Raw genomic sequence first — 24,830 nt, 5'->3', positions numbered from 1 at the left:
ACCACCGGAGGGCCGAAACGGCGATCAAGGAGTCTTCGGAGGTGGCCGTCCGCTGTCTCAGGCCGGGTGGTCGGCGGTGAGGACGGCCAGGTCCAGGTGGTGCCAGGTCACGGTGGGGGAGAGGCCGGCCTGGCGGAGCCAGGCGAGCTGGTCGGGGAGGCGGCTGGGCTGGTCGTACTCGTCGTCGACGGGAGTGACGACGTCGGCCGGGTCGTCGGGGACGACCACGTCCGCGAGGACGAAGCGGCCGCCGGGGGCGAGCACGCCGGCGACCCGGGCGAACAGCTCCTGCTTGCCGGGGCCGTCGAGGTGGTGGACGGCCAGCGCGGACACGACCAGGTCGAACGGGCCGGTGGGCAGGGGGTCCTCCAGGCGGCCGACGACGAAGTCGACCCGGTCGGCCGGCAGGTGCTCGCGGGCGGCGGCCAGCATGCCGTCGCTCTCGTCGAGGGCGACCAGGGCCGCGGCCGGGTGGGCGGCGAGGACGCGCCGGCTCGTCTCGCCGGTGCCCGCGCCCAGGTCGAGCGCGCGCGCCACGGCCCGGCCGGCGCTGGCCGCCGCGACCTCGTCCTGGAGCCGTTCGTAGTCGGGCACCTCGCTGAGCACCATCGCCAGGTAGGTCTCGGGGTCGAAGTGGAACTGGCTCACCGGTGCCGCCTCGCTCATGGGTCGCATTCTGCCGGCGCCGGGCCGGTCGGGGGACCGGTCCGGCGGGGTGGCCGCGAAATCCGCCCAGATCAGGTGATGCGCAGGTCCTCGGTGTTGTGGAAGCGGCGGGTCCCGAAGATCACGAGGAGCACGGCGAACGCGCAGGTGACCACGATCCCGACCCAGGACCGGCCGTGGCCGAGCATCAGGGCCCGGACCGCGTCGGTGGTGTGGCGCAGCGGGTTGGCGTCGGCCGTGTCGTCCAGCCAGGTCGGGGCGAACGACAGCGGCAGGAAGATCCCGGACAGCAGCAGCAGCGGCAGCGAGAAGCCCTGGATGACCGGGGCCAGCGCGTCCTCGCTGCGCAGCACCAGCGCGAGGCCGTAACCCAGGCAGGACAGGCCGACGCCGAGCGCCATCAGCACGACGGCGGCGACGACGAGGCCCGCGTGCAGGTGCAGCCCGAGCGGCACGGCCAGGCCGACGAGGATCGCGCCCTGGATGACGACCAGGGTGGCGTCGCGCAGCGCGCGGCCGAGCAGCAGCGCCAGCCGGCTGATCGGCGTCACCGAGAGCCGTTCCAGCACCCCGGCCCGCATCTCGGACAGCAGGGCGAACCCGTTGAACGCGCAGTTGAACAGGACGAGCTGGACCAGCAGGCCGGGCACGAACACGTCCCAGCTGCTGGTCCCGGCCGGCAGGCCGCGCGTGACGCCGCCGTTCTTCAGCAGCGGGCCGAACAGGTAGAGGTAGAACAGCGGCTGCGCGAGCCCGATGATGATCCAGCTCGGTTCCCGCAGCACCGCGCGCACGGCGCGGGCGTAGGTGAGCCGGACGTCGGAGAAGAAACGCATGGAGGGGCTCCCAGTCGAGGAGTCAGGAAGTCGAGCGAACGTGGGCGGGCCGGGGTGGCCACCCGGGTGGGCGGCCGTGACCCGGCGGTGAGACCGGTCCGCGCTGGTCAGACGCCGGCGGCGGCGAGCGGGTGGCCGGTGGCGGTCAGGAAGACGTCGTCGAGGCTCGGCCGGGTCAGCGTGAGCGTGAGGACCGGGGTCGACAGGCCGTCGAGCAGGCGCAGCAGGTCGGTGACGGCGCGGGAGCCGTCCTCGACGTACACCCGCAGGGTCCTGTCGTCGACGGCCTCGACGTCGCGGCACCAGGGCTGCTCGCGGACGGTCGGGCTGACCGCCTCGGGGCCGCCGGGGGGCAGCGTGACGACGATGCCGTCGCCGGCGACCTGGCTCTTCAGCTCGTCCGGTGGCCCGGTCCGCGCGACCTTGCCCTGGTGGATGATCGCGACCCGGTCGCAGAGCTCGTCGGCCTCCTCCAGGTAGTGGGTCGTGAGCAGGATCGTGGTCCCGGCCTCGCGGACGGCCCGCAGCTCGGCCCACACCTCGGCTCGGCTCGCCGGGTCCAGCCCGGTCGTGGGCTCGTCGAGCAGCAGCAGCTCGGGTGAGTTGACCAGCCCGACGGCGATGTCGAGGCGGCGGCGCATGCCGCCCGACCAGGTGCCGAGGCGCCGGTCGGCCGCGTCTGTGAGGCTGAACCGGGCGAGCAGGTCGTCGGCCCTGGTCAGTGCGTCGGTCTTGGACATGCCGAACACCCGGCCCTGCATGACCAGCTCCGCGCGGGCGGTCTCGGCCGAGTCGGTGCCGCCGCCCTGCGCGACGAACCCGATCCGGCGGCGCACCGCGGCCCGTTCCTTCGCCACGTCGTGGCCGGCGACGAGGGCCGTGCCCGAGGTCGGCGGCAGCAGGGTGGTCAGCATCCGCATGGTGGTCGACTTCCCGGCGCCGTTCGGGCCGAGCAGGCCGAAGACCTCGCCACGGTCGACGACCAGGTCGATGCCGTCGACGGCGACGACCGGGTCGGCGCGCCGGGACCGGCGGAACTCCCGGCGCAGCGCCTGGGTTGTGATCATGTGGCGTCCGTTTCGGATCGTTTTCCTGCATGGAACTTGTCTGAGTGAGTAAGGCAATGCGATAGTGAGATAGCGTTGGTCACGGTGTCAAGGCCCGGTTTCGCCGCGTCCGCGCGGCGTGCCCGGATCGCACTGGCCCGACCGGGTGGGACCGGACGGCGTCGGCACCCGGTCCGGCAGGGAGGTAACGGTGATGGAGCGGCAGACGCGGGACGCCGACGTCGACCTGGAGGCGCTGCTGCGGGAGCTGGTGTCCGCCGCGCAGCTGTTCCAGTCGGCGGCCGGGCTGCGGGCGCGGCTCACGCCGACCGAGCTCGCGGTGCTGGCGATCGTGCGCTCCAACCCCCGGGTGGCCGGGCAGCTCGCCGTGGCGACCCACCTGACGACCGGCGCGATCACCCGGGTGCTCGACGGCCTGGAGCGGCGTGGCTACGTCACCCGGCTGCCCGATCCCGGCGACCGGCGCCGGGTCGTCGTGACGGCCGTCGCCGAGCGCCTCGCCGCGCTCGACGTCATGTTCGGGCCGATGACCGAGGCCGCGGCCGCCATCCAGGCGAAGTTCAGCCCCGCCGAGCAGGCGACCGTCGCCCGGTTCCTGGTCGCGACCACCGAGATGCTGCGCGACCAGACCGACACCCTGCGCGACGATCCGGGGGTCGGCGCCACCCCGGTGACCCTGGGGGCGCCGCTGGGCACGGCCACCCAGGCCCGGCTGCATCTCGCCGGCGGGCTGAGGCAGCTGCGAGTCGTGGCCGGCGGTAAGGACTTCCCCGCCGACAGCCTCTACCAGGGCGACTTCGCCGGCGCGGCCCCGACGAGCGAGGTCCTCGTGCGCCCGGACGAGACCGAGGTACGCGTCCAGTTCGGCCGGCGCGGCCGGACGCTCTGGCGGGCCGGCGCGGGAGCCTCGACGCTCACCCTCAACCCACGGGTCGCCTGGGCCGTCGACGTCCGCGGCGGCGCCCAGCACCTCGCCGTCGACCTCGCCGGCGCCACCACGCGGTCGTTCTCGCTGACCGGTGGCGCCAACGACCTGAGGCTGCGCCTCGGCCCGCCCGCCCGCGGCGCCCGGGTCTCGCTGACCGGCGGCGCGAAGTCGCTGCGCCTCGAACGTCCCGCCGGCGTGTCCGTCAGCCTGCGGATTCGCGGCGGCGCGAGCGACGTCGTCGTCGACGGCCACCGGCAGGGTCCGATCGGCTCCCTGACCCAGACCATCGGCCAGGACTCGGCCGGCTACGAGTTCGCCCTGACCGGCGGGGTGAGCCACCTCGAGATCGCGACGCTGTCGTAGCCGCGCCGGCCGGGTCACCCGGCCCTGGCCGGGGCCTGGACGGTCACCGCGGCGCCGTCGACCGGGGCGTCCCAGTCGATGTGGTGGCGCATCGGCCACGAGAACGACTCGGGGTTCATGAGCCTCATCGCGACCGGCATCATCAGGTCGCGCAGCACCCGGGCCACCGGCCCCGCGGCCTTGTCGCTGTTGGTGCGCTCACCCATCTTGATGATCTTCTCGACGCGGGCGCGGCGCAGGTTCTCGTAGCCCGCGAACGCCTCCTGGTAGGGCAGGTCGCGCAGGCAGCGGGCGAGCTCGACGGCGCTCTCCAGGGCGAGCGACGCGCCCTGCCCGGAGCTGGGCGACGTGGCGTGCGCGGCGTCGCCGACGAGGACCGCCCGGCCGCGGTGCCACACCGGGACGGTCGGCAGGTCCTCCATGCCGCCGACGCAGATCAGGTCCGCCGGGTCGGTCCGGGCGATCAGGTCGTCCATCCGCAGCCCGTCGCCGGCGAACGTCTCGCGCAGCAGCCTCAGCCAGCCGGCGGGTTCGGTGGCGCGCGCCTCGGCCGCCGTCGTCGACGCCGCCCGCGGCAGGTTGGCGAACCAGCCGCCCGAGCCGTCCTCGTCGAGCACATAGCCGAAGAAGGCCCGCCGGCCGAAGACGAAGTGCATCTCGGACCCGGTCGTCCCGATCCGGCTGGCGTCGACCGGGCCGGGACCGAGCCGCGCGCCGAAGCCGAGCAGGCCGACGTACCGGGGCGCGGGCGCCGCCGGGTCGAGCAGTGACCGAACCCGGGACCGGATGCCGTCCGCGCCGACGAGGACGTCGGCGCGGGCCGTGGTGCCGTCGGCGAACACGGCCGTGACACCGTCCGCGTCCTGGTCGACGGCGGTCAGCCGCCGGCCGTACTCGACGCGGACACCGCGGCTGGCGGTCGCGTCCCGCAGCGCCCGGTAGAGGTCGGGGCGCCACAGCAGCCGCTGGGCAGGCAGGCCGGCGGGCGAGCCGAGGGTGGCCAGCCGGCGGCCCTTGCCGTTGCGCATCACCATCGAGGTGATCGGGGAGCCGAGCTCCTCGACGATGCCGCCCAGGCCGACCGCGGCCAGGGCGTCCAGGCCGTTCGGCGCGATGCTCAGCGTGCCGCCGACGCCGTCGGCGGTCGTGTCGTACGCCTCGTAGACGGTGGCCTCGATGCCGGCCTGGCCGAGGGCGAGCGCGGCCACCGGCCCGGCGATCCCACCGCCGACGACGATGGCGCTCCTGATTGTGGACATGGTGAATCCGCCTTTCACAGCAGCAGAGCGAGCGGGGGCAGGCCGGCGGACCCCTCTCGGCGGGCACCGTCGCCCGGTTGTGAGCAGGGCAAGGCACGGCCCAGGGAGTCGCCGTCCCTGAAAGTGGGTGATGGTGGTCAGCCGGGTGACCGGCTCGTGGCGGCTACGCCGGGTCGGCGGCAGGCGAAAGCCTGGCCGATCGCGGGGTACCCGGCAGTCCGAGGTGGGCGTCAACTTCGCGGCGCGACGGCGCAGCGGCCTCAGGCCGGCTGAGGATTCTCAGGCTGGCAGAGGGTTCTGACGCCGGGGGGTTCTAGAGCAAGCGAAGGGTTCTAGAGCACGGAATGGTTGTCAGGCGTTCGGCTGGGCCGGCGTCTCCGCCGCGAGGGCCGTGTGGAACGCGGCCCAGGCCGGGCCCCAGCCGACGTCCGGGTCGGCGATCCGGGTGATCAGGCGCTCGACGAAGGCGGCCTCGGTGTCGAGCTGGGCGGCCCGGAACTCCTCCTCGATCAGGAAGAGCTCGGGAACCCCTTCGGCGAGCGAGTCGTCGATCATCTTCTGGATCTCGGCCCGCCGCGCGGCGAGGCCGGTCAGCCGCGCGCGCAGCTGCTCGACAACGTCGTCCGGGTGCAGCGCGCCGACCAGCGACAGCGCGGAGACGAAGCTCGGGTACTCGTGCTCCGGCCGGGCGACCAGCTCCCGCAGCCAGTCGTGCAGCTCGTCGCGCCCGGCGGGCGTGATGGCGTAGACGGTCCGCTCGGGACGCTGGCCCTCGCGCGTCGTCGCCAGCTCGGTGATGAAGCCGGCCTTGGCCAGCTGCTGAACGACCATGTACAGCGAGCCGTGGTTGAACTTGATGCTGCGGTCGTCGCCGTGGTCGCGCAGGGTCCGGCTGAGCTCGTACGGGTGCATCGGGGCGCGGCTCAGGTAGGCCAGGACCGCCAGCCCCAGCAGGTTGCCGACCTTGCGCCGCGCGGCCAACCCGTTCTCCCTCCGACACCCTTGTCACCTCCCATCCTGCCTTGTCGGCGCCCGCGCCACGATCCGTCAGTAGTAACTATCCAGTCCTGACTAATCGTTGTCAACCACTTTGGGCCCCGGCGGAAGCGGGGGCCGCGGCCGGTGTCCGTCTCGTCGCGCATGGTTGCGTCATGGCGACCTGGCCGGCGGGTTGTCGCTATCGAGGCTCGCGGACCAGATTCGGTACGACTCCCCGACAGGACATCCCGCGCGGGCCAGTATTGATCTTGGGCTACCAGACGGAACAGCCGGGCCGGTGGAGGCCCTGGGCCAGGTCGGTCAGCGTACGTACCTGTCGAGGAAGGCGACGATGGCCGGGAATCGGTCACCCCGCGGGTAGCTCGCGCCGTGCCCAGCGCCCGGCACGACGGTCAGGTCGACCTGGCCGCCGGCGGCGCGCAGCCCGTTCGCAAGCTCCTCGGACTGCTGATACGGGACCGTGCAGTCGGCCTGGCCGTGTTCGATGTCGAACGGCGGAGGCACTTGACCGGAACCGACATAGGTCAGCGGGTTGGCCAGCCACACGAGACCGGGAACCGTGGTGATCTGGTGGCCCAGCAGCCTCGACTCGTAGCCGCTCGGGCTGTCGTGGGTCAGGGCGCTGGCCGGACATCCGTCCGCTCGCAGCTGACCATCGATCGCCGTGAAGTCGACCGGGCCAAAGAGGTCGACGACGGCCCTGACCGTGCTCGGGACGTTGATGTTCCCCAATGCCGCGTCGTCGGGCGACGCCACGTGGCCCCAGGTACCGACCATCTCGGCGAGGTAGGCGCCGGCGGACTCGCCGAGCGCGCCGAACCTGGCAGGGTCGAGGTCGTAGCCGGCAGCGTTGGCGCGCAGCCAGCGGATCGCCGCCTTGACGTCGACGACGGGCGCCGGGAAGACTCCCTCGGGCACGAGTCGGTAGTTCACGTTGGCGACCGCATATCCGTGCGTGACGAGCGACGCCGCCGTGTCGTCGAGGTCCGACTTGTCGCCGCCGATGAAGCCGCCGCCGTGGATGAGGACGACGACCGGCAGCTTGCCGTCCGGGTGTAGCGGCCGGTAGAGGTCCAGCCGCTGCGCGGGCGAAACCGACGCATACGCCACGTCCCGGTCCTCGTACAGCGCCACCCGTGAGCCGTTGAATCCGACCAGCGTCGTGGGCTGGCAGCCAGCGACGGCGAGCGCGACGAGCGCCGCGATCAGCCCGACAGCCGCAGGTCGATGGCCGCGTCCGGGCGTCGCCCGCCCGAATCGCCGCGAGGACTCACGCAGCTCCTGGCTCGCCCAGATTGTCACAGCGTGCATCATCCTCGTCCGGCCCCGGTAGCGCCACAACGGACATCCGATGCTCGACCACCTGGTTCCGGGTGTCCGTTCGACTCGGCTGACCGCCGTACGGCCCGGCTCGGGCCGGGCCACCCCGACGGCTACGCGTGCGGCGGGCGGAGGTCGAAGATGGTGCGGCGGACCTCGTCGATGGTCTCGTCGAGATCGGAGATCGCGGTCGACATCCGGACCGCGCCCGGCTCGGGCACCTGCCGCACCAGCGACTGCAGCCGCAGGCCGACCGAGAACAGCCGCTGGATGACCAGGTCGTGCAGCTCGCACGCGATCCGGTCGCGGTCCTCGAAGACGGCGAGGCGGGCCCGGTCCTCCTGCATCTGCGCGAGCTCGACGGCCGCGGCGACGACGTTGGCGACCGACTGGACGAAGTGCGCCTCGTCGCGGGTGAACCGGCGGTGGGTGTGGCTGTGCGCGGTCAGGACGCCGAACGCCCGGCTGCCGACGCCGATCGGCGCGCCCACGGTCGCCACCGCGCCGTCGCCCTGCAGCCAGCCCTCCAGCCTGAGGTCGGCGCGGCCCGGCAGGTCGTCGATGACGAGCGGCTGGCAGGACGACAGCACCTGCGACACGAACGAGTCGGCCGCCGCCGAGACCGCGCCGGCGGCCCAGGCGCCACCGTGACGGCCGTAGCAGGTCCGCACGTGCGCGTAGACGCCGCCGCTGGACTTGCCCTCCTCGACGTCGCCGCCGTCCGGGCCGGGGCGGGCGACCACGACGCCGCCCGCGCCGTCGAACGTGGGCCGGCGGGTCTGGCCGCGGGCCGACGCCATCTCGACGCACTCGATCAGGTCGCAGCGCTCGACCCCGAGAGTGGTCGCGACCAGCTCGACGGCCTCGCGCAGCAGCGCCGGCACGTCCAGGGTCGTCAGCGCCCGCTGGCCTAGGTAGGCGAGCGCCGCCTGCTGGCGCTCGGCGCGGCGCAGGTCGGTGACGTCGGAGAGCATGACGGCGACCCGGGTCTCGCCGTTCTCCTCGATCGGGATGACGGTGGCCCGCAGCGAGCGGCGCGGCCCGAGCGCGGCGCGCGCCTCCTCGGGCCGGCCGGCGGCCCCGGTCTCGGCGACGGCGGCCGCGCCGGCGCCGGACAGCACGTCGAAGTCGCCGATCTGGGCGGTCTGGGTGCGCCGGGCGGTGGCGACCAGGCCCCACGGGCCGTCCAGCGCGGGGCCGCCGACCACCGCGGGGCGGACGTGGGCGGTGAGCGCGTCCAGCGCGTCGCCGACCTGCGTGCGGGCACCGGCGAGCCGGTCGACCACCCGGGAGGCACGGCGCACCGTGTCGTCGGGGTCGTAGATGACGATCCCGACCGGGAGGTCGTCGATCCGGCCGCCGGTCGGGATCAGCTCCAGCAGCGCGCCCTGCTCGGTGGCCATCTCCGCGCCGAACCGGGACTCGGTGACGTCGATGATCGTGCCGATGTTGCCGACGACCTCGCCCGCGTCGTCGCGCAGCACCTTGGCCCGGATCTGGACCCGCCGGTAGCCGTCGGCGGTGCGGTACCGGGTCTCGTGGTGGCAGTGGTCCGCGCCGCCGACGACTACCGCCATGAACAGGGCGATGGTGTGCTCGAGCTCCTCGGGGTGGACGTAGTCGATGAACCGGTTCCCGAGGCTGGCGTCGATGTCGAACCCGGTGAGCCGGGTCCAGGCCGGGTTCAGGTACGTCCAGCGGCCCTCGGCGTCGGTGCGGAAGACGACCTCGGCGAGCGTGTCGAGCAGGTCGAGCGCGGCGAGCCCGACGGACAGCGGCCCGGTGGGGTCGACGGGCGGGTCCGGCTGGTTGGCCGGCGGGCGCGAGGCGGGGGGCGCCAGGCGCACCGGGCTCAGTGCCGCCGTCGCCAGCGAGGTCGACGCCACGGGCGGCACGCCGGGGCTGGCCGGCGCGGCCGGAAGCTGGCGCGGCGGCGGGAAGTCCGCTCGCGTGGCGTCGTCGTCCGGCGGGCTCGGAGAGCGCCCGGTGCCGTTCTGGGGTGGCCGGGTGAGCGGGGCGCCGACCAGCTGGCCGGCGAGACCGTTGCTCACCGGGCCCTGGGCGGGCGGGGTGTAGCCGAGCGGGGCGAAACCGGCCGCGGGCCGGGGCGCGGGCGGGAGGGCGGCGGGCGGGGTGTAGCCGAGCGGGACCGGGCCGGACGGCGCGGCGGGCGAGCCGGCGCCCGGGTGGTCGTCGGGGCTCGCCGGGCCGTCGCTGCGCTCGGCGAACGCGGCGCGCCAGGCGCCGAACCCGGCGGTCGGGAGGGGGCCGGTGCCGTCCTGGTCCGGACCGGGGCCGGTCGGGTGGCCAGGCCCGGCGGCGTCGCGCGCGGGCGGGTGGCCGTTCGCGTCCGTCCCGTCGCCCCGGTGAGCGGCGCCTGGGTCCGCCCGCCCGGAACCGGGTCCCACCGCGTCCGTCATGCCCACGCCGTCCCCGCCTCCTCTGGCATCGACCGGCGCCGGCGAGACCGCGCGCGGACCCGCCCGGAACGCCTGCGCAGAACGGTGCGCGGCTCGATACCGTTTCGACACCGTACGCGCTCGCCGTGTGCGTCGTCACGACGCTGGACGGATCCGTGCCCGCGCGTACCCGGTTCGCACCTTGGGGCCGCGTCTGGGAAGGCTTGTCCCGGGCGCGGCCCGCCTTGGCGCGCAGGTCCCGCGATATCCCGCGTCGAAAACCTGCCAGTTGGTCATGGGTAACGCGGACAATTCCGCGGCCGCGTCATTCCCGGCGTGCCGTCGCCGGTGACGTGACGCGTTCACGGCGCCTCCCGGGTTCGCCACGCGCGGCCAAGGCCTCACACCGAGGGCCGGCCGAGGGTATTCGACGGACGGTCCGCGAGGAATGGGAGGGCCGGGTCTCCCGGTCGCGGGAAAGCCGGCCGACCTGCGCGGACGTGGCCTCGCGTTGTCCTTCCGCGCCGTAGGCGTGAATCGGCCCGGCGCGGTCCTAGGGTGGCGCAATGGGGGATTCGAACAGGCAAATACGCAGTGTGGGCAGGCACCGGGCACCGGCGCGGCGGCCCGCCGCCACGTCGATGGCTTTCGTTCTCGGCGTCACCGTGGCGGCGACGGTGACGTTCGCCGCCTCGCCGGCCCGGGCGGACGGCCCGGTGCCGCTCACCGGCCTGGCGGACTACCAGCCGTCCCTGGCACCCTGGTACACGCCCGACCAGGTCGAGGACTGCCTGGCGGGCAGCGACGACTGCGTCCCGGTCACCATCGGCCGGATGAGCGCGATCCTCGACGCGCGGGCCGCCGCCTGCGACCACCTGGCGCCGTTCGCGCTCGCCTACCTGCGGACCACCCAGGAGTACCAGACCGTCGCCGCCGAGCCGGGCTTCTTCCAGGACCCGCGTTTCGTCAACGTCGAGGACGCGTTCTTCGCCGCGTACTTCTTCAGCGCGTATGACCACTGGAATGCCGGCGACCCGGCGGCCGTGCCACAGGCCTGGCAGATCGCCTTCGGTGCCGCGCGGGACAGGACCATGTCGGGCCTCGGCGACATCCTGCTGGGGATGAACGCCCACATCAACAGGGACCTGCCCTACATCCTCGCCGGGCTCGGCCTGGTCGCCCCGGACGGCACCAGCCGCCATTCCGACCACGAGAAGGTCAACGTCTTCCTGAACATGATCGTCACCTCGCTGCTCGACGAGGAGGCGGCCAGGTTCGACCCCACGGTCAACGACCTGAAGAGCCCGTTCGGCATCACCTATGACGCGTTCATGGCCATCATCGTCGGCTGGCGGGAGAACGCCTGGCTCAATGCGCAGCGCCTCGTCGACGCGCGGACCCCGGCCGCCCGGTCCGCGGTCGCGGCGAGCATCGAGACCGAGTCCGTGGTCCTGGCCCGCTCCGTCCAGACGACCTTCGGCTACCCGCCACTGCTGAACGCCGGCCTGGCCGCGTCCCGGGACCGCTACTGCGCCACGCACCACGGCTGAGCGCCACCGGCCGGGTGGGGCGCGCCCGGCCGGCCCGCCGAGGCCACCCGTCGGCCGAGGCCAGCCGTGGGGAGATTCGGGCTGGTCAGGTGAGTCGTTGGGCACAAGGCCGGCCGGTTCGGCGGAACTCGGGGCATGATCGACTGGGAGTCCCGGGCGATCGGCGCGGGCCGGGGTGGGCGGGGAGGCACGGCGTGGCGCGCGCGGCGGCCAGGGAGCACCCGGAAGCGAGGGAGTTCCCGGAGACCAGGATGCGGGTGGGCCCCACGATCCGGGGCGACGGCCTGCGGGTGTCGATGCTCGTCGGCCCCTGGATGAACGGGCCGGACGGCGTGCCGACCGCCGGGTCGCTCGGAGTGATCCTCGACGACGCGGTCGGCGTCGAGGTGCACAACCACCGCCCCGCCGGCACCCACTCGGTCACCACCGAGCTGGCCCTGGACATCATCGTCCCACCGCCCTGGTCGGGTCCCGAGCTGCTGGCGACCTCGCGGGTGGCCGGGGTCGGCCCGGCCGACGGGGTGTCCCGGGCCGAGATCCGGGCGGGCGACGGGCAGCTGGTGGCCATCGGCACCGGGCGCAGCCGGTTCGTCCCGGCCGAGGGCATGCACGCCGCCGCCGCCGCGCTCGAGCTGGACCCGCCGCCACGGGTGACGCCCGCCGACCACCGCGACCTGCTGGAGGTCCTCGGGGTCGCCGACCTGGCGGGGGCGCTCACCTTCGACCCCGATCTGACGGCCGACGCGGAGATCGCTCGCCAGCACGCGGTCTCCCCGATCCCGGCGCCCAGGCCGAGCGCCGAGGCCCCGCCGCTCGCCGCCCGGCCCAACGGTTCGGCGGGGGCCGCCGTCGCCGTGCTCCAGGCGTCGGTGGCCAGTCTGGCGGTGCCGCCGGTCGAGGCCTTCGGCAACGCGAGCGGCACGATGCACGGTGGCCTGCTGCTGACCTGCTCGGATCTCGCCGCGGCGGCGCTGGCCGGTGCGCTGACGTCTTCGCCGGCGGCGGACTACTCCACATCGGTGCGGATGAACCTGCTGCGCCCGGCGGTGCTGACCGCTCCGGTGATCTTCACGGCGAGCGTGGTCCACCGCGGCCGCGCCCTGTCCGTCTACCGGGTCACGTCCCATGGGCCCGCCGGCAAGCCGTACACGGTGGCGACGATCACCCGCGCGGCCCGGCCGGACCAGGGACGCTGAGCCCGCGGCTCCCGCGCGACCGGGTCGGCACCGCCGACGGGTACCGCGCGACCTGACGGGCGCGGCGAGCGTTCGGCCCCGAAAGCCCGGCCCGCCGCCACGGTGGGGGAGTCGCGGCGGCGGGCCGAGGGTCTTTCTCCGGGAGGGAGGACCCGGGGGACCGGCCCGGGACAGGGGGTCGGGCAGCTCGCACTTCGCCCAACGGCCGGCCGGACGGCCTGGTTCCGGGCCCGCGCGGTCGTCTGTGCGACATCCGGCCGAGCCTCGGGCAGGGCTGGGACCAGCCATCTCGGTCGGCCGCCGGCCCGGGGGCCCGTAGCTCCGGTGGCCGATGCCCTGGCGGGCCGTGCCGCCCGGCCCGCTGGCCGGCGCTGGCCGAAAAGGCCGACTTGTGAGCCAGACCCTTTGTTCACTGCTTGACTGGACAAGGCCGCCTGCGCAAAGTCGGTGACATGCGGTCGTACTCGTGGCTGACGCGTCGGCGTTACCTCGACTTCGGGCACCTGGCGGCCAGCCGCTGTCGGTGAGCGTCGGCCTGGTTCGCCAGCGCCCCACCGGCCGCTGCCCGTGACCACCGCGAAAGGTGGCGCCACCGTGCCCACTCCCGACGCCCCTGCCGTTCCCGATGTCTCTGCCACTCCCGATGTCTCTGCCACTCCCGACGTCTCTGCCGTTCCCGACGTCTCTGTCCCGCTCTCTGTCCTCGACCTGGCTCCGCTGGTCTCCGGCTCGACTCCAGCCGAGGCCCTGCGCAACTGCCTGGATCTGGCCCGCGAGGTCGAGCGGCTCGGCTACACCAGGTTCTGGCTGGCCGAGCACCATCTGACGCCTGGCGTGACGTCGGCCGTGCCGTCGGTCCTGATCGGCGCGGTGGCCACCGCCACCGCCCGGATCCGGGTCGGTTCCGGTGCCGTGCTCACCGGACACCACACCCCGGTCGGCGTCGCCGAGCAGTTCGGCCTGCTGGCCCACCTGCATCCCGGCCGGATCGACCTGGGCATCGGGCGCTCGAACCTCAACCGCCTCGCCGAGCTGGCAAGCCGCTGGGCCGCCGGCTCGGCCCCCGCCGGCCCGGCTCCGTCCACCCCCGCCGCCGAGCCGCCGGGCGTGCCGGCGCCGGACGGGAAGGGCCGGATCGTCGACGGCCTGCTCATCCCGACCCAGCCGAAGGGGATGTTCACCCCGGAGCGCCTGCCGCGGATCCTGGAGCAGGCGAAGCTCGTCGGGCACCGGGAGGACGAGGGCGAGGACTACCCGGCCTGGATCGGCGCGATCCAGGCGCTGTTCCGCGGCGACGCCCGGGGCTCCGACGGCCAGCTGCTGCGTTCCCCGGCCACCGAGGGCGCGGACGCGCGGATCTGGGTGCTCGCCTCGTCCCCGGGCGACAGCGCGCGGACCGCGGGCGAGCTGGGCCTGCCGCTCGGCGCGAACTACCACGTCGCCCCCTGGGGCGTCCTGGACACGGTGGCCGCCTACCGCGCCGCCTTCCGCCCGTCCGCCGAGCTGGACCGGCCCTACGTGCTCGTCTCCGCGGACGTCGTCGTCGGCGACGACGACGCGCACGGCGCCGAGCTGGCCCGCGGCTACGGCGCCTGGGTGCTGTCGATCCGCGCGGGCGAGGGCGCGATGCCCTATCCGTCACCGGCCGAGGCGGCGGCCAAGGTGTGGACCGACGCCGAGCGCGCCCTGGTCGCAGACCGGGTCGACAGCCAGTTCGTAGGCGGCCCGGAGACCGTCGTGCGCTGCCTGCGGGCCCTGGTCGCCGCGACCGGCGCGGACGAGCTGCTGATCACCACGATCACCCACGACCACGCCGACCGGGTGCGGTCCTACGAGCTGCTCGCCAAGGCCTGGGCCCAGGCCGCCTGACGCCGTCCTCGGCGGTTTCCCGTCTCCGGAGGTTCCCGATGAGCGACCCGACCGGCCGGCGGCAGGTGCACCTGGCGGTGCACTTCCCCGGCGTCAACAACACCACCGTCTGGAGCGAGCCGGAGTCCGGCAGCCAGATCGCGTTCTCGTCGTTCGCCCATCTCGCCCGCACCGCCGAACGGGCCAAGTTCGACTTCTTCTTCCTCGCCGAGGGCCTGCGGCTGCGCGAGTCCGCCGGGCGGATCTACGACCTCGACGTCGTCGGGCGCCCGGACACGTTCGCCGTGCTGGCCGCGCTCGCCGCCGTCACCGACCGTCTCGGCCTCGCCGGCACGATCAACTCGACGTTCAACGAGCCCTACGAGGTGGCCCGCCAGTTCGCGAGCCTCGACCACCTGTCGGCCGGCCGCGCGGCCTGGAACGTCGTCACCTCGTGGGACGCGTTCACCGGGGAGAACTTCCGCCGCGGCGGCTTCCTCGCCGAGGCCGACCGCTACTCCCGGGCCGAGCAGTTCATGCGCACCACCTGGGAGCTGTTCGACTCCTGGAACGGTGACGAGATCGCCGCCGACAAGGCAGCCGGTGTCTTCCTCAAGGACCCGGCCGCGGGCACGTTCGCCCATCGCGACGACCACTTCGACATCTCCGGCCGGTTCAACGTGCCGCGCAGCCCGCAGGGCCGGCCGGTCATCTTCCAGGCCGGCGACTCCGAGGCCGGCCGGGAGTTCGCCGCCGCCACCGCCGACGCCATCTTCAGCCGCCACGCCACCTACGACGCCGGCCGCGCCTTCCTCGCCGACGTCAAGGGCCGGCTGGCGAAGTACGGCCGGTCCCGGGACTCGCTCAAGGTGCTCCCGGCCGCCACCTACGTCCTCGGCGACACCGACGCGGACGCCCAGGAGCGGGCCCACGTCGTGCGCCGCCAGCAGACCAGCGGCCAGACCGCGCTGCGGTTCCTCGAACAGGTCTGGAACCGGGACCTGTCCGGCTACGACCCCGACGGCCCGCTGCCCGGCGTCGACCCGGTCGAGGGCGAGAACACCGTCGTCAAGGGCCGCGCGCAGACCCGGATGTTCGGCGACCGACTGAAGACGGCGAAGGAGTGGCGGGAGCGGGCCGAGGCCGAGAACCTCTCCATTCGCGAGTTCGTCATCGCGGTCAGCGGCCGGCAGTCGTTCGTCGGCTCTCCGGCGACCGTCGCCGAGACCATCGACCGGTTCGTCCAGGACGAGGCCTCGGACGGCTTCATCCTGGTCCCGCACCTCGTCCCCGGCGGCCTCGACGAGTTCGCCGACACCGTCGTCCCCCTGCTCCAGGAACGCGGCGTCTTCCGCGCCGAGTACACCGGCACCACCCTGCGCGACCACCTCGGCCTGAGCCCACTGCCCCGCACCGGGTGACACTGACCGGGTGACCGAACAGAAGCCACGCCGGGCGCGGCCGGGTGACGTTCCCGAGCTGGCTCGGCTGGCGGACCGCGCCTATCGGCCGTATCTGGCCAGGATGGCGGGCAGGCGGCCGGGGCCGATGGATGCCGACTACGCCCACGCCGTCCGCCACGACGAGGTCTGGGTGATCGACGGACCGGGTGGCGCGGTGCTGGCCTTCGTCGTGCTGGTCCCGGGCGACGGCGAGCTGCTGCTGGAGAACATCGCCGTGGACCCGTCCGAGCAGGGACGCGGCCTCGGCCGGCTGCTGCTGGACCTGGCCGAACAACGGGCGGTGGCCCTCGGCGCGACGTCGGTCTGGCTGTTCACCCACGTCTCGATGACCGAGAACCAGCGGATCTACGAAGCGCGCGGCTACGTCGAGACCGAACGCCGGGGCGAAGACGGGCTCGAGCGCGTTTTCTACCGCAAACGATTGCTGCCTGGCGACATCGCCCCGCACTAGGATGACCGTGACAGGCGCGGCCCACCGGGTGGCCGGGCTCCTGGCCGGCTTCGGCGGCCAGCGGGCACCGGCCAGTAACGATCTGGCCGGTGGGAATAACGCCCGCGTCTGGCCGAGAGGACACGGCCCACCCCGAGGCCCCGGGCCGCGGATGGCCACAGCTGGCACAGGAGGCGGCATGAAGACGACCCTCGACTGCCCGTGCGGGACCCGAGTCGTCGGCAAGGACGAGGACGAGCTCGTCGAGAAGACCCAGGCGCACCTGCGCGAGAAGCACCCCGATCTCGACTACGGCCGCGACGAGATCCTCTTCATCGCGTTCTGATCGCATGCCGAGCCTGCGGGCACGGCTTCTTGACACGGTCGCCCTCCCGATCCTGCGGGGGCGGTCGTGGACGGCCCAGGACGTGCGCGCCCGGGTCGCGGCCCAGGCGGCGCGCCCGGCGGTGGTCCGGGCGCCGGGGTGGCTGGGCCGGTTCGCCCGGCACACCGTCGCCGAGCATGCCGGTTGGCCGGTCCACGAGCTGACCCCGCTCGCCGGGCCGGCCGGCGCCGTTTCAGGGCCGGTCACCGTGCTCTACCTGCATGGCGGCGGCTACATCGCCGAGCCGGTGGCGTGGCACTGGCTGCTGGTCGCGCGGCTGGCCCGGGATGTTCCGGCCCGGGTGGTCATGCCGCTTTACCCCCTGGCGGGGTGGGGGCTCCCGGCGGACGTCGTGTCCGGCGTGGCCGATCTTCTCGACGAGCTTCTCGGCAAGGCCCGCGCGGCCGGCGGCCGGCTGGTGCTGATGGGCGACTCGGCCGGCGGCGGGCTGGCGCTCGCCTCGGCGCAGGCGGCCCGTGCCCGCGGCCGTCCCCAGCCCGACCGGATCTCGCTGATCTCCCCGTGGCTCGACGTGACGATGACCCACCCCGACCAGCCGGCCATCGCCCGCCACGACCACATGCTGCGGATCGACGGCCTGGCCGAGGCGGGGCGTTGCTACGCCGGCCCGCTCGATCCGGCCGATCCGCTCGTCAGCCCGCTGAACGGCCCGCTCGCCGGCCTCGCGCCGCTCACCGTGCTGTGCGGCACCCACGACGTCCTGCTGCCCGACAGCCGACGCCTCGCCGCCGAGGCCGGCCTGGTGATCGACTATCACGAGGCGCCCGGCCTCCCGCACTGTTACCCGCTGGCGCCCATCCCCGAGGCCGCCGCCGCCCGCGCGAGGCTGATCGCCGCCTGCCGCGCCGACCGCTGAACCGGTACCACCGCGCGCCGTCGGCCCGGCCCGGAGCCGGCGGCGGATCTCACAGGCCCGCCGCTTGTGCCACGATCTGAGTTCGAGATATGAACTCATATGGGGTGGTCGTACCGGCCCTCGAACGGTTGCCTTCGGGCTGAGCGGAGTGATACGCCGGACTAGAAGCCGTGACCGTCAATCTCTGACCGCCCCTTGATCGCTGTTGTCGCCTTCTGGTGGCTACGAAACAGGCCTGGTTACGACCACCGCGGGGCCGAGACGGCGATCAAGGGGGCGCCGGAACCGGGCGGACCGTGTCGGGGGCGGGACTAGAAGCAGGTTTCCGCAAGGCCCGGCTGGGCCGACCATCGGGTGGCTTTCGGCGAGGCCACCCCGTCGAGCCGGCATCCACCGTCCCGCTGACCCTGCTGTTCTCCCCGAGTCCCGACCGGCCCCGAGCCCGGAGCCGGGCCACCGGGGCCTCACCGTCTAGGAGCGCGCGAAGTGTCGCAGTCGATTCCGTTCGTCGATTACCTCGTTCTCGGCGACAGCCCGCATCTCGTCGCGAACGAGTGCGTCACCTGCGGGGCCCGGTTCTTCGACCGCCGCAACGCCTGCGCGGGCTGCTTCGGCACCGAGTTCCGCAAGGTCGACGTCGCCACCGAGGGTGAGGTCCGCGCGTTCACGATCGTCTCGCTGGCCGCGCCCGGCATCCCGGTCCCGTTCGTCTCCGCGACCGTCGACTGCGGTGGCACCAGCGTCCGCGCGAACCTGATCAACGTCGAGGCGACCCCCGACGCCGTGCACGTCGGCATGAAGGTCCGCTTCGCGCTGCAGTCCGTCGGCACCGACGAGGCCGGCACCGAGGCCGTCAACTTCGGCTTCGAGCCCCAGCGCTGAGCCCAGGCCGCCCGGCGGCCACGACGCGGCGCCAGCCCAGGAGCGGGTGGCGCCCCTCAACGACTTTCACCCCGACACGAGAAGCGGAGCGGCGGAGATGGCCAGCGACGACGTCTGGATCCTCGGCATCAGCATGACCAAGTTCGGCAAGCACCCCGACAAGGACGTGATCGACCTCGCGGCCGAGGCGACGATGGGGGCGCTCGCCGACGCCGGCGTCACCATGCGCGAGATGGGCGTGATGGCGTTCGGCTCGCTGCTCGGCCGGGTCGCCGGCCAGAGCCTGCAGAAGCAGATCGGCCAGACCGGGATTCCGGTCTACAACGTCTCCAACGCCTGCGCGACCGGCGCCACCGCGATCCGGGTCGTCAACATGGCGATCAAGGCCGGCGAGGTCGACTACGGCATCGCGGTCGGCGTCGAGAAGCTGGCCGGCGCGGGCCTGCTCGCCGGTGGCAGCCGTGGCGGGGACGCGAACACCTGGCAGCCCTCCGGCCGGTTCGGCGCCGTCGGCCCGATCGACGGCCGGATCGGCACCGAGACGATGCCGGGCGTGTTCGCCCAGATCGGCCTGGAGTACGGGCACAAGTACGGCGGCACGTCCTTCGAGCTGTTCGCGAAGATCTCCGAGAAGAACCACGCGCACTCGACGCTGAACCCGCTGGCCTCCTACCAGAAGCGGTTCACCCTCGACCAGATCATGAACGATGTCATGATCGCCTACCCGAACACCCGGCCGATGTGCTCGGCGAACTGCGACGGCGCGGCGGCCGCCGTCCTCGTCTCCGGCGCCAAGCTGAAGACCCTCTCGCTGGAGCAGCAGCGGCGCGCGGTGAAGATCTCCGCGTCGATCCTGACCACCGACCCGTACGAGGAGGCCTGCCAGGTCCTGCCGAACGTCAACACGCTGACCCGCCAGGCCGCGAACCAGGCCTACGAGAAGGCCGGCATCGGCCCGGCGGACCTGGACCTCGTCGAGCTGCACGACTGCTTCGCCACCGCCGAGCTGGTGCACTACGACAACCTGCGGCTGTGCGAGGAGGGCGGCGCGGTCGACTTCTTCAACTCGGGCGCGACCTGGCGGGACGGCAAGACCCCCGTCAACGTCTCCGGCGGCCTGGAGTCGAAGGGCCACCCGATCGCGGCCACCGGGATCGCCAACGTCTGGGAGATCGCGACCCACCTGCGGGGCGAGGCCGGCGACCGCCAGCTGCCGAACGCCAAGGTCGGCCTCGCCCACGTGATCGGCCTCGGCAACGCCTGCGGCGTCCACATCCTGGAGCGCGCCGCCGCCTGACCCTCGTGCCTGCCGCGGATCAGACCTCCGCGGCCTGGGCGGGCCCTCCCGGGAGGGTCTGCCCAGGCTCGGCGGCGCGGGCGGGCGAGGTGACGGCGAGCCAGGTCCCGACGGCCATGAGGACGCCGGCCAGGGCCAGCCCGACGGCGCGCGGGCCGGTGGCGGCGAGGTGCTCATGGAACACCGCGACACCCAGGGCCAGGCCGACGACCGGCTCCGTGAGCGTCATCGCGATCAGCGGGGCGGTCAGCGTGTCCTGGAACGACGCCTGGCTCAGGACGAACCCGACGGCGCCGAGCACGGCCAGCGCGTAGAGCGGCCAGCTGGTCAGCAGCCGCCAGGGGTCGCTCGCCAGCAGGTCGGTACAGGCCTTGAGCAGCCCGGCGGTCAGGCCGAAGATCAGCCCGTTGGCGAGGCCGAGGCAGGTCGCCCGCCGGGTCGGCGGCGCGCCCCGGCCGGCGGCCAGCGCGGCGGCGACGAGCAGGCCGAGGACCGCCGCCGGTGGCAGCCAGGTCCGCGCGGACGGCGTGAACGCGCCGCCGCGCGGGTTCGCCGCCAGCAGGAACCCGACGAGCCCGACCGTCGCGACCGCCGCCGCCGCGAGGTCCCGGGGGTGGGGCCGGCGCCGGTCCAGCGCTGCCTCGAACGGGACCGCGAGGAACAGCCCGCCCGTCAGCAGCGGCTCGACCAGCGACAGCGGGCCCAGCGCCAGCGCCGCCGTCTGCAGCAGCACGGCCCCGCCGTCGCAGATCACCCCGGCCAGCCACAGCGGCCGGCGGGCCAGCCGGGCCACCAGCCGGGGGTCCAGCGCCCCGTGCCGCTCCTCCTGGCTGGCGGCGTGATGCTGCAGGGCCGAGGTGGCGCCGAAGGTGGCCGCCGCCAGCAGCGCCAGCAGGATCGCCGGCCAGTTCACCCGCGGCCCGAGCCGGCCCCGGCCGGGGCGAAATGCTCGCCGAGTGGCCCGACCCTCAGCCCGCGGCCCGCGCACTCCGCCAGCAGCAGCGGTACGGTGCCGAGCGCCGCGTGCCAGGACAGCGGCGCCGACGTGCAGTCCGAGTCGTGCAGCAGGACGGTGCCACCGCCGGCCAGGTCCTTGCGGATCGTCGCCAGCACCGACTCCGGCGTCGCCCGCGCCTCCCAGTCCCGGCCCCAGGCGGTCCACAGCACGGGCCGCAGCCCCAGGCGCCGCGCGGCCGACAGCGAGCCGGCGCTGAGCACGCCGTAGGGCGGGCGGAAGTACACCGGCTGCCGCCCGGTCACGTCGGCGATCAGGTCGCGGGCGCGCGCCAGGTCGTCGTAGAGCGCTGCCGGGGTCCGGAACGTGGTGTACCGGTGCTCCCAGCCGTGCACCGCGACCTCGTGGCCGGCGTCGACCAGCTCGCGGCCGACCTCCGGGGCGTGTATGAGCATCGAGCCGAGCAGGAAGAACGTCGCCTTCGTCCCAGATTCCGCGAGGGCCGCGATGAAGGCCGGGGTCGACGCCGGGTCCGGCCCGTCGTCGAACGTCAGCGCCACGTGGTCGGGCTCGCCGAGGCCGGCGAGCCCGGGCAGCAGCCGGGCCCGCAGCAGCGGCCAGGACGTCACGGCCGGGCTCGCGTAGCCCGCCGCGACCGCGGCCACCGCCGCGGCGGCGGCGATCCCGCCCGCGGTCGCGGCCCGGCGGCCCCGGCTCCGGGTGACGATCACGGTGCCGGGCCTGCGGCCGCTCATTCGTGCCTGCTCAGCGTGCCAGCCCGCAGCTTCTGGCCGACGATCAGGCCGTCTCGCTGGGCCAGCGTGACGGTCAGGCCGCAGTCCGGCGCGGCCGGGCATTCGATGAGCACGGTCCCCCCTCGGCCCAGCGGCGGTATCGGCGCCCCGCCCCGGACCCGTGCGTTGGGCACGACGATCGTCTCGTCGAGGTACGACACGGTCGCCAGGTCGACGGCGTCCAGGTCGCCGCTGCTCAGGAACGACACCGGCCGGGGCCCGCCCAGGCGGTGGATCGCGAACGCGGTGTGCCCGATCGCCGTGCGCCCGCCGACGAGCCCGGTCCGGTACGGCGTCCCCCCGCCGGCGTTCACCACCTGCAGACCGGAGGTGGCGAGCAGCCGGGCCAGGGCCGGGTCGTGGCGGATGAGCTCGGCGTCGATCGCGACGGCGGCGTGCGCGTCGCGCAGCAGAGCCAGTGTCGCCGGTGTGACGTCGGTGTGCTCGTTCGGGTGGACGACCAGGTAGATCGCCTCCGGCCGCGCCGGGCGGGCCGAGTCGAGGCCGTGCGCGACCGCGATCGACGTCCCGAACGTCGCGTTCCAGCCGAGGAAGCCGACCGTCGCCGCGGCGAACGCCGCCCGCCTGGGCCAGCGGCGCCGCCCCTCGGCGGCGAGCGCCCGGGACACCCTGGCCCGGTCCAGCGAGGCCGGCCGGTCCGCGGCGGCGTCCTCGATCGCGCGCCCGACCAGGTCGGACGGGTCGTCCTGGAACAACGCGAGCCCGGCGGTCCGTTGCCGGCGCCCGCGCGGACCGTCGACCAGCTCGGCGAGGGCCGGCCCCAGCTCGCGCCGGCGGCGGATCCAGTACGAGACGCCGGCGGCGTGCAGCGCGGCGGCGTTGGCCCGGCCATGGCCGGGGATCGACCGGTAGCTGGCGACCGGCAGGCCACTGGCCATCGCCTCCAGCGACGTGAGCCCGCCGGCGTTCTCCACCAGCACGTCCACGGCCCGCATCAGCCCCGGCATGTCGGACACCCAGCCGAGCGGGTGGCCGAGCCCCGCCTGCGACAGCCTGGCCCGCAGCGCCTCGTTGCGCCCGCAGACGATCACCGGGGTGGCGGCGCCGGTCGCGACTATCTCGGCGGCGGTGCGCTCCACGTCGCCGACACCCCACGACCCCGCGACCAGCAGGGCGAGCCGGCCCCCCGCCGGCAGCCCGAAGCGTTCCCGGGCCTCGGCGCGGCCCGCCGCGGAGGCCGGGCCGAACCGCGGCGAGACCACCGGGCCGGTCACCACGATCCCGGCGGCGCCGAGCGCCCGGGCCTGGGCGGCGCTGACGTCGTGCAGCACGTAGTGCGCGTCGATGCCCGGCGCGACCAGCAGGCGGTGCACCGAGAAGTCGGTCAGGAAGGTGAACGCCGGCACGGGCAGCAGGCGCTTGCGGCGCAGCCGGCCGATCAGCTGGCCGGCCAGCGGGTAGGTCGCCAGCACCGCGACGGTGTCGGCGGGCAACAGGGCGAGCAGCCGGGGCCGGAAGGGCGCGAGCACCGTCCGGCTCAGCAGCGAGACCCCGCGTGGGACCGCCGCGACCCAGAAGATCAGACTGTAGAGCCAGGGCGCGCGGAACAGCATCGTCTCGTAGGCCGAGCGCATCCCGGTCCCGAGCACCCGGCCCAGGATGTCCAGGAAGTCGTGGACCTCGACCTCGTAGCCGCGGTCGCGCAGCAGCCGGGCCCATTCCCGGGCGGCACCGTCATGGCCCGCGCCGACACTGCCCGTGATGACGACGACGCGACCGGCGCCCATGGTCGGCGTCGGCCTGGGCGCGGTGGGCTCGGGCCCCGTCGGCTTGGGCGCCGTTGGCTTGGAGGCGTCGTTCACGGCCTGGCCGCTCGTGGCGCGACCCATCTCACAGCGAACCTCCAGGAAGCCGGCCAATGCGCAGTGAGCCGGTATCGCACTTTAGGTGGTGGCTCCGTGCCGTGGCGACCGGTCGCGCCCTGAATGTCAGACGGGCGACAAATCAACGCGCCACCCGGGCGATACCGGCGTCATTTCCACTGGCGTGTAGCAGTGAATTCCCACTGCGCTGTCGAAGAAGAGACATTGTCGCGCCGACCGGCGACGCACGGTTTACACCCGGGTGGCGATCAGGTGGCGACCGGGCCACCGACTGGCAAGATCGCTGTTTTCGCCCTCGGGTGGCTGTAACTGCGGCGGTTTTGTGAGCAGGGGAGGGCGGAAACGGCGATCAAGCCGGCGGACCGGCGTCGCCGGAACCGGCGCCAATAGAGGGCGCTCGCGCGGTCACGGTTCGCCGACCGCTGAGGCGTTGGAATGGTCGGTCGGGGTCGTGGGCTGGCGGGCCGTGGGGATGGGGCCGCTGGTGTAGAGGCGGGTGATGACGTCCTCGATGGCGGGCTCGCGGATCGAGAGGTCGACGACCGGGTAGCGGGCGGCGACCTCGGCGATGAGCGGGGCGGCGCTCGCGGTGGCCGGGAACGACAGCCACTGGCGGGGGCCGTCGACGCGGACCACCCGGGCGCCCGGCGTGGTGACGGAGACCGGGGGAACGGGGCCGGGCAGGTCGACGATCAGCATGCGGTCGCCGCCGAGGCGGTCGCGCAGCGTCGCGAGGTCGCCGTCGAAGCCGAGGCGGCCGTGGTCGATCACGAGCACCCGTCGGCACAGCTGCTCGATGTCCGCGGTGTCGTGGGTCGTGAGCATGATGGTCGTCCCGTGCTCCCGGTTCGTCTCGGCGAGGAACGAACGCACCGCCGCCTTCGAGACGACGTCGAGGCCGATCGTCGGCTCGTCCAGGTAGACGATGGCCGGGTCGTGCAGGAAGGCCGCGGTCAGGTCGCCGCGCATCCGCTGCCCGAGGGACAGCTGCCGCACCGGGGTCGCCAGGAACGGGCCGAGGTCCAGCAGGTCGACGAACCGGTCGAGGTTGGCGCGGTACCGGTCGGCCGGGACCCGGTAGAGGTGACGGACCAGCTCGAAGCTGTCCCGCAGTGGCAGGTCCCACCACAGCGTGGACCGCTGCCCGAACACCACGCCGATCCGGCGCGCCAGCGCGAGCCGCTGGCGCGCGGGGTCGAGGCCGGCGACCCGCAGCCGGCCCGTCGTCGGCGTCAGGATGCCGATCGGCATCTTGATCGTGGTGCTCTTCCCGGCGCCGTTCGGCCCGAGGTAGCCGACCATCTCGCCGGCCCGCACGGTGAACGACACGTCGCGGACCGCGTGGACGTCGAGGCGCTCGCGCCGCAGGCCCCGCCGCGTCACCCGCCGGCGCTGGACGAAGGTCTTCGTCGCCCCCTCGACCTCGATGACGACCGGCCGGTCACCGTCCTCGTCGGCTGTCATGCGGCGGC

Annotated in this window: 21 protein-coding genes; 10 read left to right on the top strand and 11 right to left on the bottom strand. The window is 74.1% G+C overall.

Features of this window, described 5'->3' with window-relative positions; all coding sequences use genetic code 11:
- Window positions 1-57 precede the first annotated feature (57 nt).
- The 3 genes from FRAEUI1C_RS18950 to FRAEUI1C_RS18940 all read right to left on the bottom strand — a co-directional run bounded on the left by FRAEUI1C_RS18950 (window position 58) and on the right by FRAEUI1C_RS18940 (window position 2,569).
- Window positions 58-666: a class I SAM-dependent methyltransferase gene (locus FRAEUI1C_RS18950; protein ID WP_232425047.1), complete on the bottom strand. Its 609-nt coding sequence runs from the start codon at window positions 664-666 to the stop codon at window positions 58-60.
- A 71-nt stretch (window positions 667-737) separates the two neighbouring features.
- Window positions 738-1,502, bottom strand: a complete 765-nt coding sequence (locus tag FRAEUI1C_RS18945) for an ABC transporter permease (RefSeq protein WP_013424942.1) — start codon at window positions 1,500-1,502, stop codon at window positions 738-740.
- A gap of 107 nt (window positions 1,503-1,609) precedes the next feature.
- Window positions 1,610-2,569 carry a daunorubicin resistance protein DrrA family ABC transporter ATP-binding protein gene (locus FRAEUI1C_RS18940; RefSeq protein ID WP_013424941.1) on the bottom strand — a complete coding sequence of 320 codons (960 nt, stop codon included), beginning with the start codon at window positions 2,567-2,569 and terminating at the stop codon, window positions 1,610-1,612.
- 193 nt (window positions 2,570-2,762) lie between these two features.
- On the opposite strand from FRAEUI1C_RS18940, the gene FRAEUI1C_RS36470 reads away from it, so the two are divergent.
- A complete protein-coding gene (locus FRAEUI1C_RS36470; RefSeq protein WP_013424940.1) occupies window positions 2,763-3,860 on the top strand; it encodes a MarR family winged helix-turn-helix transcriptional regulator in 1,098 nt (365 codons plus the stop codon).
- Window positions 3,861-3,874: 14 nt separating this feature from the next.
- Here FRAEUI1C_RS36470 and FRAEUI1C_RS18930 read toward each other — a convergent pair whose 3' ends face one another.
- The 4 genes from FRAEUI1C_RS18930 to FRAEUI1C_RS18915 all read right to left on the bottom strand — a co-directional run bounded on the left by FRAEUI1C_RS18930 (window position 3,875) and on the right by FRAEUI1C_RS18915 (window position 9,858).
- Window positions 3,875-5,119, bottom strand: coding sequence for an FAD-dependent monooxygenase (locus FRAEUI1C_RS18930; RefSeq protein WP_013424939.1), 1,245 nt, complete (start codon window positions 5,117-5,119; stop codon window positions 3,875-3,877).
- A 351-nt stretch (window positions 5,120-5,470) separates the two neighbouring features.
- The gene (locus FRAEUI1C_RS18925) at window positions 5,471-6,100 is read right to left on the bottom strand and encodes a PadR family transcriptional regulator (protein ID WP_013424938.1); all 630 of its coding nucleotides are present in this window, start codon (window positions 6,098-6,100) and stop codon (window positions 5,471-5,473) included.
- A gap of 318 nt (window positions 6,101-6,418) precedes the next feature.
- Window positions 6,419-7,429, bottom strand: coding sequence for an alpha/beta hydrolase (locus FRAEUI1C_RS18920; protein ID WP_013424937.1), 1,011 nt, complete (start codon window positions 7,427-7,429; stop codon window positions 6,419-6,421).
- Between the two features lie 122 nt (window positions 7,430-7,551).
- Window positions 7,552-9,858: a PAS domain S-box protein gene (locus FRAEUI1C_RS18915; protein ID WP_198318599.1), complete on the bottom strand. Its 2,307-nt coding sequence runs from the start codon at window positions 9,856-9,858 to the stop codon at window positions 7,552-7,554.
- Window positions 9,859-10,478: 620 nt separating this feature from the next.
- Here FRAEUI1C_RS18915 and FRAEUI1C_RS18910 point away from each other — a divergent pair.
- From FRAEUI1C_RS18910 to FRAEUI1C_RS18875, 9 genes are all read left to right on the top strand, one after another.
- Window positions 10,479-11,387, top strand: a complete 909-nt coding sequence (locus FRAEUI1C_RS18910; protein ID WP_013424935.1) for a DUF5995 family protein — start codon at window positions 10,479-10,481, stop codon at window positions 11,385-11,387.
- Window positions 11,388-11,581: 194 nt separating this feature from the next.
- Entirely contained in the window at window positions 11,582-12,583 is a 1,002-nt protein-coding gene (locus FRAEUI1C_RS18905; RefSeq protein WP_013424934.1) for a PaaI family thioesterase, read from the top strand.
- A 594-nt stretch (window positions 12,584-13,177) separates the two neighbouring features.
- On the top strand, window positions 13,178-14,452 hold the full coding sequence (locus FRAEUI1C_RS18900) for an LLM class flavin-dependent oxidoreductase (RefSeq protein WP_013424933.1): 1,275 nt from the start codon (window positions 13,178-13,180) through the stop codon (window positions 14,450-14,452).
- A gap of 38 nt (window positions 14,453-14,490) precedes the next feature.
- On the top strand, window positions 14,491-15,852 hold the full coding sequence (locus FRAEUI1C_RS18895) for an NtaA/DmoA family FMN-dependent monooxygenase (protein WP_013424932.1): 1,362 nt from the start codon (window positions 14,491-14,493) through the stop codon (window positions 15,850-15,852).
- 10 nt (window positions 15,853-15,862) lie between these two features.
- Complete coding sequence (locus FRAEUI1C_RS18890; RefSeq protein ID WP_013424931.1) at window positions 15,863-16,345, top strand: GNAT family N-acetyltransferase; 483 nt, start codon at window positions 15,863-15,865, stop codon at window positions 16,343-16,345.
- Window positions 16,346-16,523: 178 nt separating this feature from the next.
- Window positions 16,524-16,670 (top strand): DUF1059 domain-containing protein, encoded by a 147-nt coding sequence (locus tag FRAEUI1C_RS37220; protein WP_013424930.1) that lies wholly within the window; start codon window positions 16,524-16,526, stop codon window positions 16,668-16,670.
- Between the two features lie 4 nt (window positions 16,671-16,674).
- A complete protein-coding gene (locus FRAEUI1C_RS18885; RefSeq protein ID WP_013424929.1) occupies window positions 16,675-17,586 on the top strand; it encodes an alpha/beta hydrolase fold domain-containing protein in 912 nt (303 codons plus the stop codon).
- A 486-nt stretch (window positions 17,587-18,072) separates the two neighbouring features.
- Entirely contained in the window at window positions 18,073-18,468 is a 396-nt protein-coding gene (locus FRAEUI1C_RS18880; protein WP_013424928.1) for a Zn-ribbon domain-containing OB-fold protein, read from the top strand.
- A gap of 97 nt (window positions 18,469-18,565) precedes the next feature.
- On the top strand, window positions 18,566-19,765 hold the full coding sequence (locus tag FRAEUI1C_RS18875) for a thiolase family protein (RefSeq protein WP_013424927.1): 1,200 nt from the start codon (window positions 18,566-18,568) through the stop codon (window positions 19,763-19,765).
- Window positions 19,766-19,784: 19 nt separating this feature from the next.
- On the opposite strand, the gene FRAEUI1C_RS18870 is transcribed toward FRAEUI1C_RS18875, so the two are convergent.
- From FRAEUI1C_RS18870 to FRAEUI1C_RS18855, 4 genes are all read right to left on the bottom strand, one after another.
- Window positions 19,785-20,678: a DMT family transporter gene (locus tag FRAEUI1C_RS18870; RefSeq protein ID WP_013424926.1), complete on the bottom strand. Its 894-nt coding sequence runs from the start codon at window positions 20,676-20,678 to the stop codon at window positions 19,785-19,787.
- Complete coding sequence (locus tag FRAEUI1C_RS18865; RefSeq protein ID WP_013424925.1) at window positions 20,675-21,475, bottom strand: polysaccharide deacetylase family protein; 801 nt, start codon at window positions 21,473-21,475, stop codon at window positions 20,675-20,677. Before FRAEUI1C_RS18865 ends, FRAEUI1C_RS18870 begins: the two co-directional genes overlap by 4 nt.
- A complete protein-coding gene (locus FRAEUI1C_RS39065) occupies window positions 21,472-23,364 on the bottom strand; it encodes an MGDG synthase family glycosyltransferase (RefSeq protein WP_013424924.1) in 1,893 nt (630 codons plus the stop codon). The genes FRAEUI1C_RS18865 and FRAEUI1C_RS39065 overlap by 4 nt, the downstream gene beginning before the upstream one ends.
- A gap of 399 nt (window positions 23,365-23,763) precedes the next feature.
- Window positions 23,764-24,822 (bottom strand): ABC transporter ATP-binding protein, encoded by a 1,059-nt coding sequence (locus FRAEUI1C_RS18855; protein WP_013424923.1) that lies wholly within the window; start codon window positions 24,820-24,822, stop codon window positions 23,764-23,766.
- Window positions 24,823-24,830: the final 8 nt, after the last annotated feature.

This window comes from Pseudofrankia inefficax (genome assembly GCF_000166135.1).
In the GTDB taxonomy this organism is placed as follows: Bacteria; Actinomycetota; Actinomycetes; order Frankiales; family Frankiaceae; genus Pseudofrankia; species Pseudofrankia inefficax.
This window is presented reverse-complemented; position numbering and strand designations above follow the sequence as displayed.

What these genes read in the sequence shown, in the direction of transcription:
- FRAEUI1C_RS18940 (WP_013424941.1), bottom strand. Translation starts at nt 2,569, where the DNA reads ATGATCACAACCCAGGCGCTGCGCCGGGAGTTCCGCCGGTCCCGGCGC.
- FRAEUI1C_RS18895 (WP_013424932.1), top strand. Translation starts at nt 14,491, where the DNA reads ATGAGCGACCCGACCGGCCGGCGGCAGGTGCACCTGGCGGTGCACTTC.
- FRAEUI1C_RS18915 (WP_198318599.1), bottom strand. Translation starts at nt 9,858, where the DNA reads ATGACGGACGCGGTGGGACCCGGTTCCGGGCGGGCGGACCCAGGCGCC.
- FRAEUI1C_RS18930 (WP_013424939.1), bottom strand. Translation starts at nt 5,119, where the DNA reads ATGTCCACAATCAGGAGCGCCATCGTCGTCGGCGGTGGGATCGCCGGG.
- FRAEUI1C_RS37220 (WP_013424930.1), top strand. Translation starts at nt 16,524, where the DNA reads ATGAAGACGACCCTCGACTGCCCGTGCGGGACCCGAGTCGTCGGCAAG.
- FRAEUI1C_RS36470 (WP_013424940.1), top strand. Translation starts at nt 2,763, where the DNA reads ATGGAGCGGCAGACGCGGGACGCCGACGTCGACCTGGAGGCGCTGCTG.
- FRAEUI1C_RS18920 (WP_013424937.1), bottom strand. Translation starts at nt 7,429, where the DNA reads ATGCACGCTGTGACAATCTGGGCGAGCCAGGAGCTGCGTGAGTCCTCG.
- FRAEUI1C_RS18855 (WP_013424923.1), bottom strand. Translation starts at nt 24,822, where the DNA reads ATGACAGCCGACGAGGACGGTGACCGGCCGGTCGTCATCGAGGTCGAG.
- FRAEUI1C_RS18910 (WP_013424935.1), top strand. Translation starts at nt 10,479, where the DNA reads ATGGCTTTCGTTCTCGGCGTCACCGTGGCGGCGACGGTGACGTTCGCC.
- FRAEUI1C_RS18865 (WP_013424925.1), bottom strand. Translation starts at nt 21,475, where the DNA reads ATGAGCGGCCGCAGGCCCGGCACCGTGATCGTCACCCGGAGCCGGGGC.
- FRAEUI1C_RS18945 (WP_013424942.1), bottom strand. Translation starts at nt 1,502, where the DNA reads ATGCGTTTCTTCTCCGACGTCCGGCTCACCTACGCCCGCGCCGTGCGC.
- FRAEUI1C_RS18950 (WP_232425047.1), bottom strand. Translation starts at nt 666, where the DNA reads ATGAGCGAGGCGGCACCGGTGAGCCAGTTCCACTTCGACCCCGAGACC.
- FRAEUI1C_RS18885 (WP_013424929.1), top strand. Translation starts at nt 16,675, where the DNA reads ATGCCGAGCCTGCGGGCACGGCTTCTTGACACGGTCGCCCTCCCGATC.
- FRAEUI1C_RS18875 (WP_013424927.1), top strand. Translation starts at nt 18,566, where the DNA reads ATGGCCAGCGACGACGTCTGGATCCTCGGCATCAGCATGACCAAGTTC.
- FRAEUI1C_RS39065 (WP_013424924.1), bottom strand. Translation starts at nt 23,364, where the DNA reads ATGGGTCGCGCCACGAGCGGCCAGGCCGTGAACGACGCCTCCAAGCCA.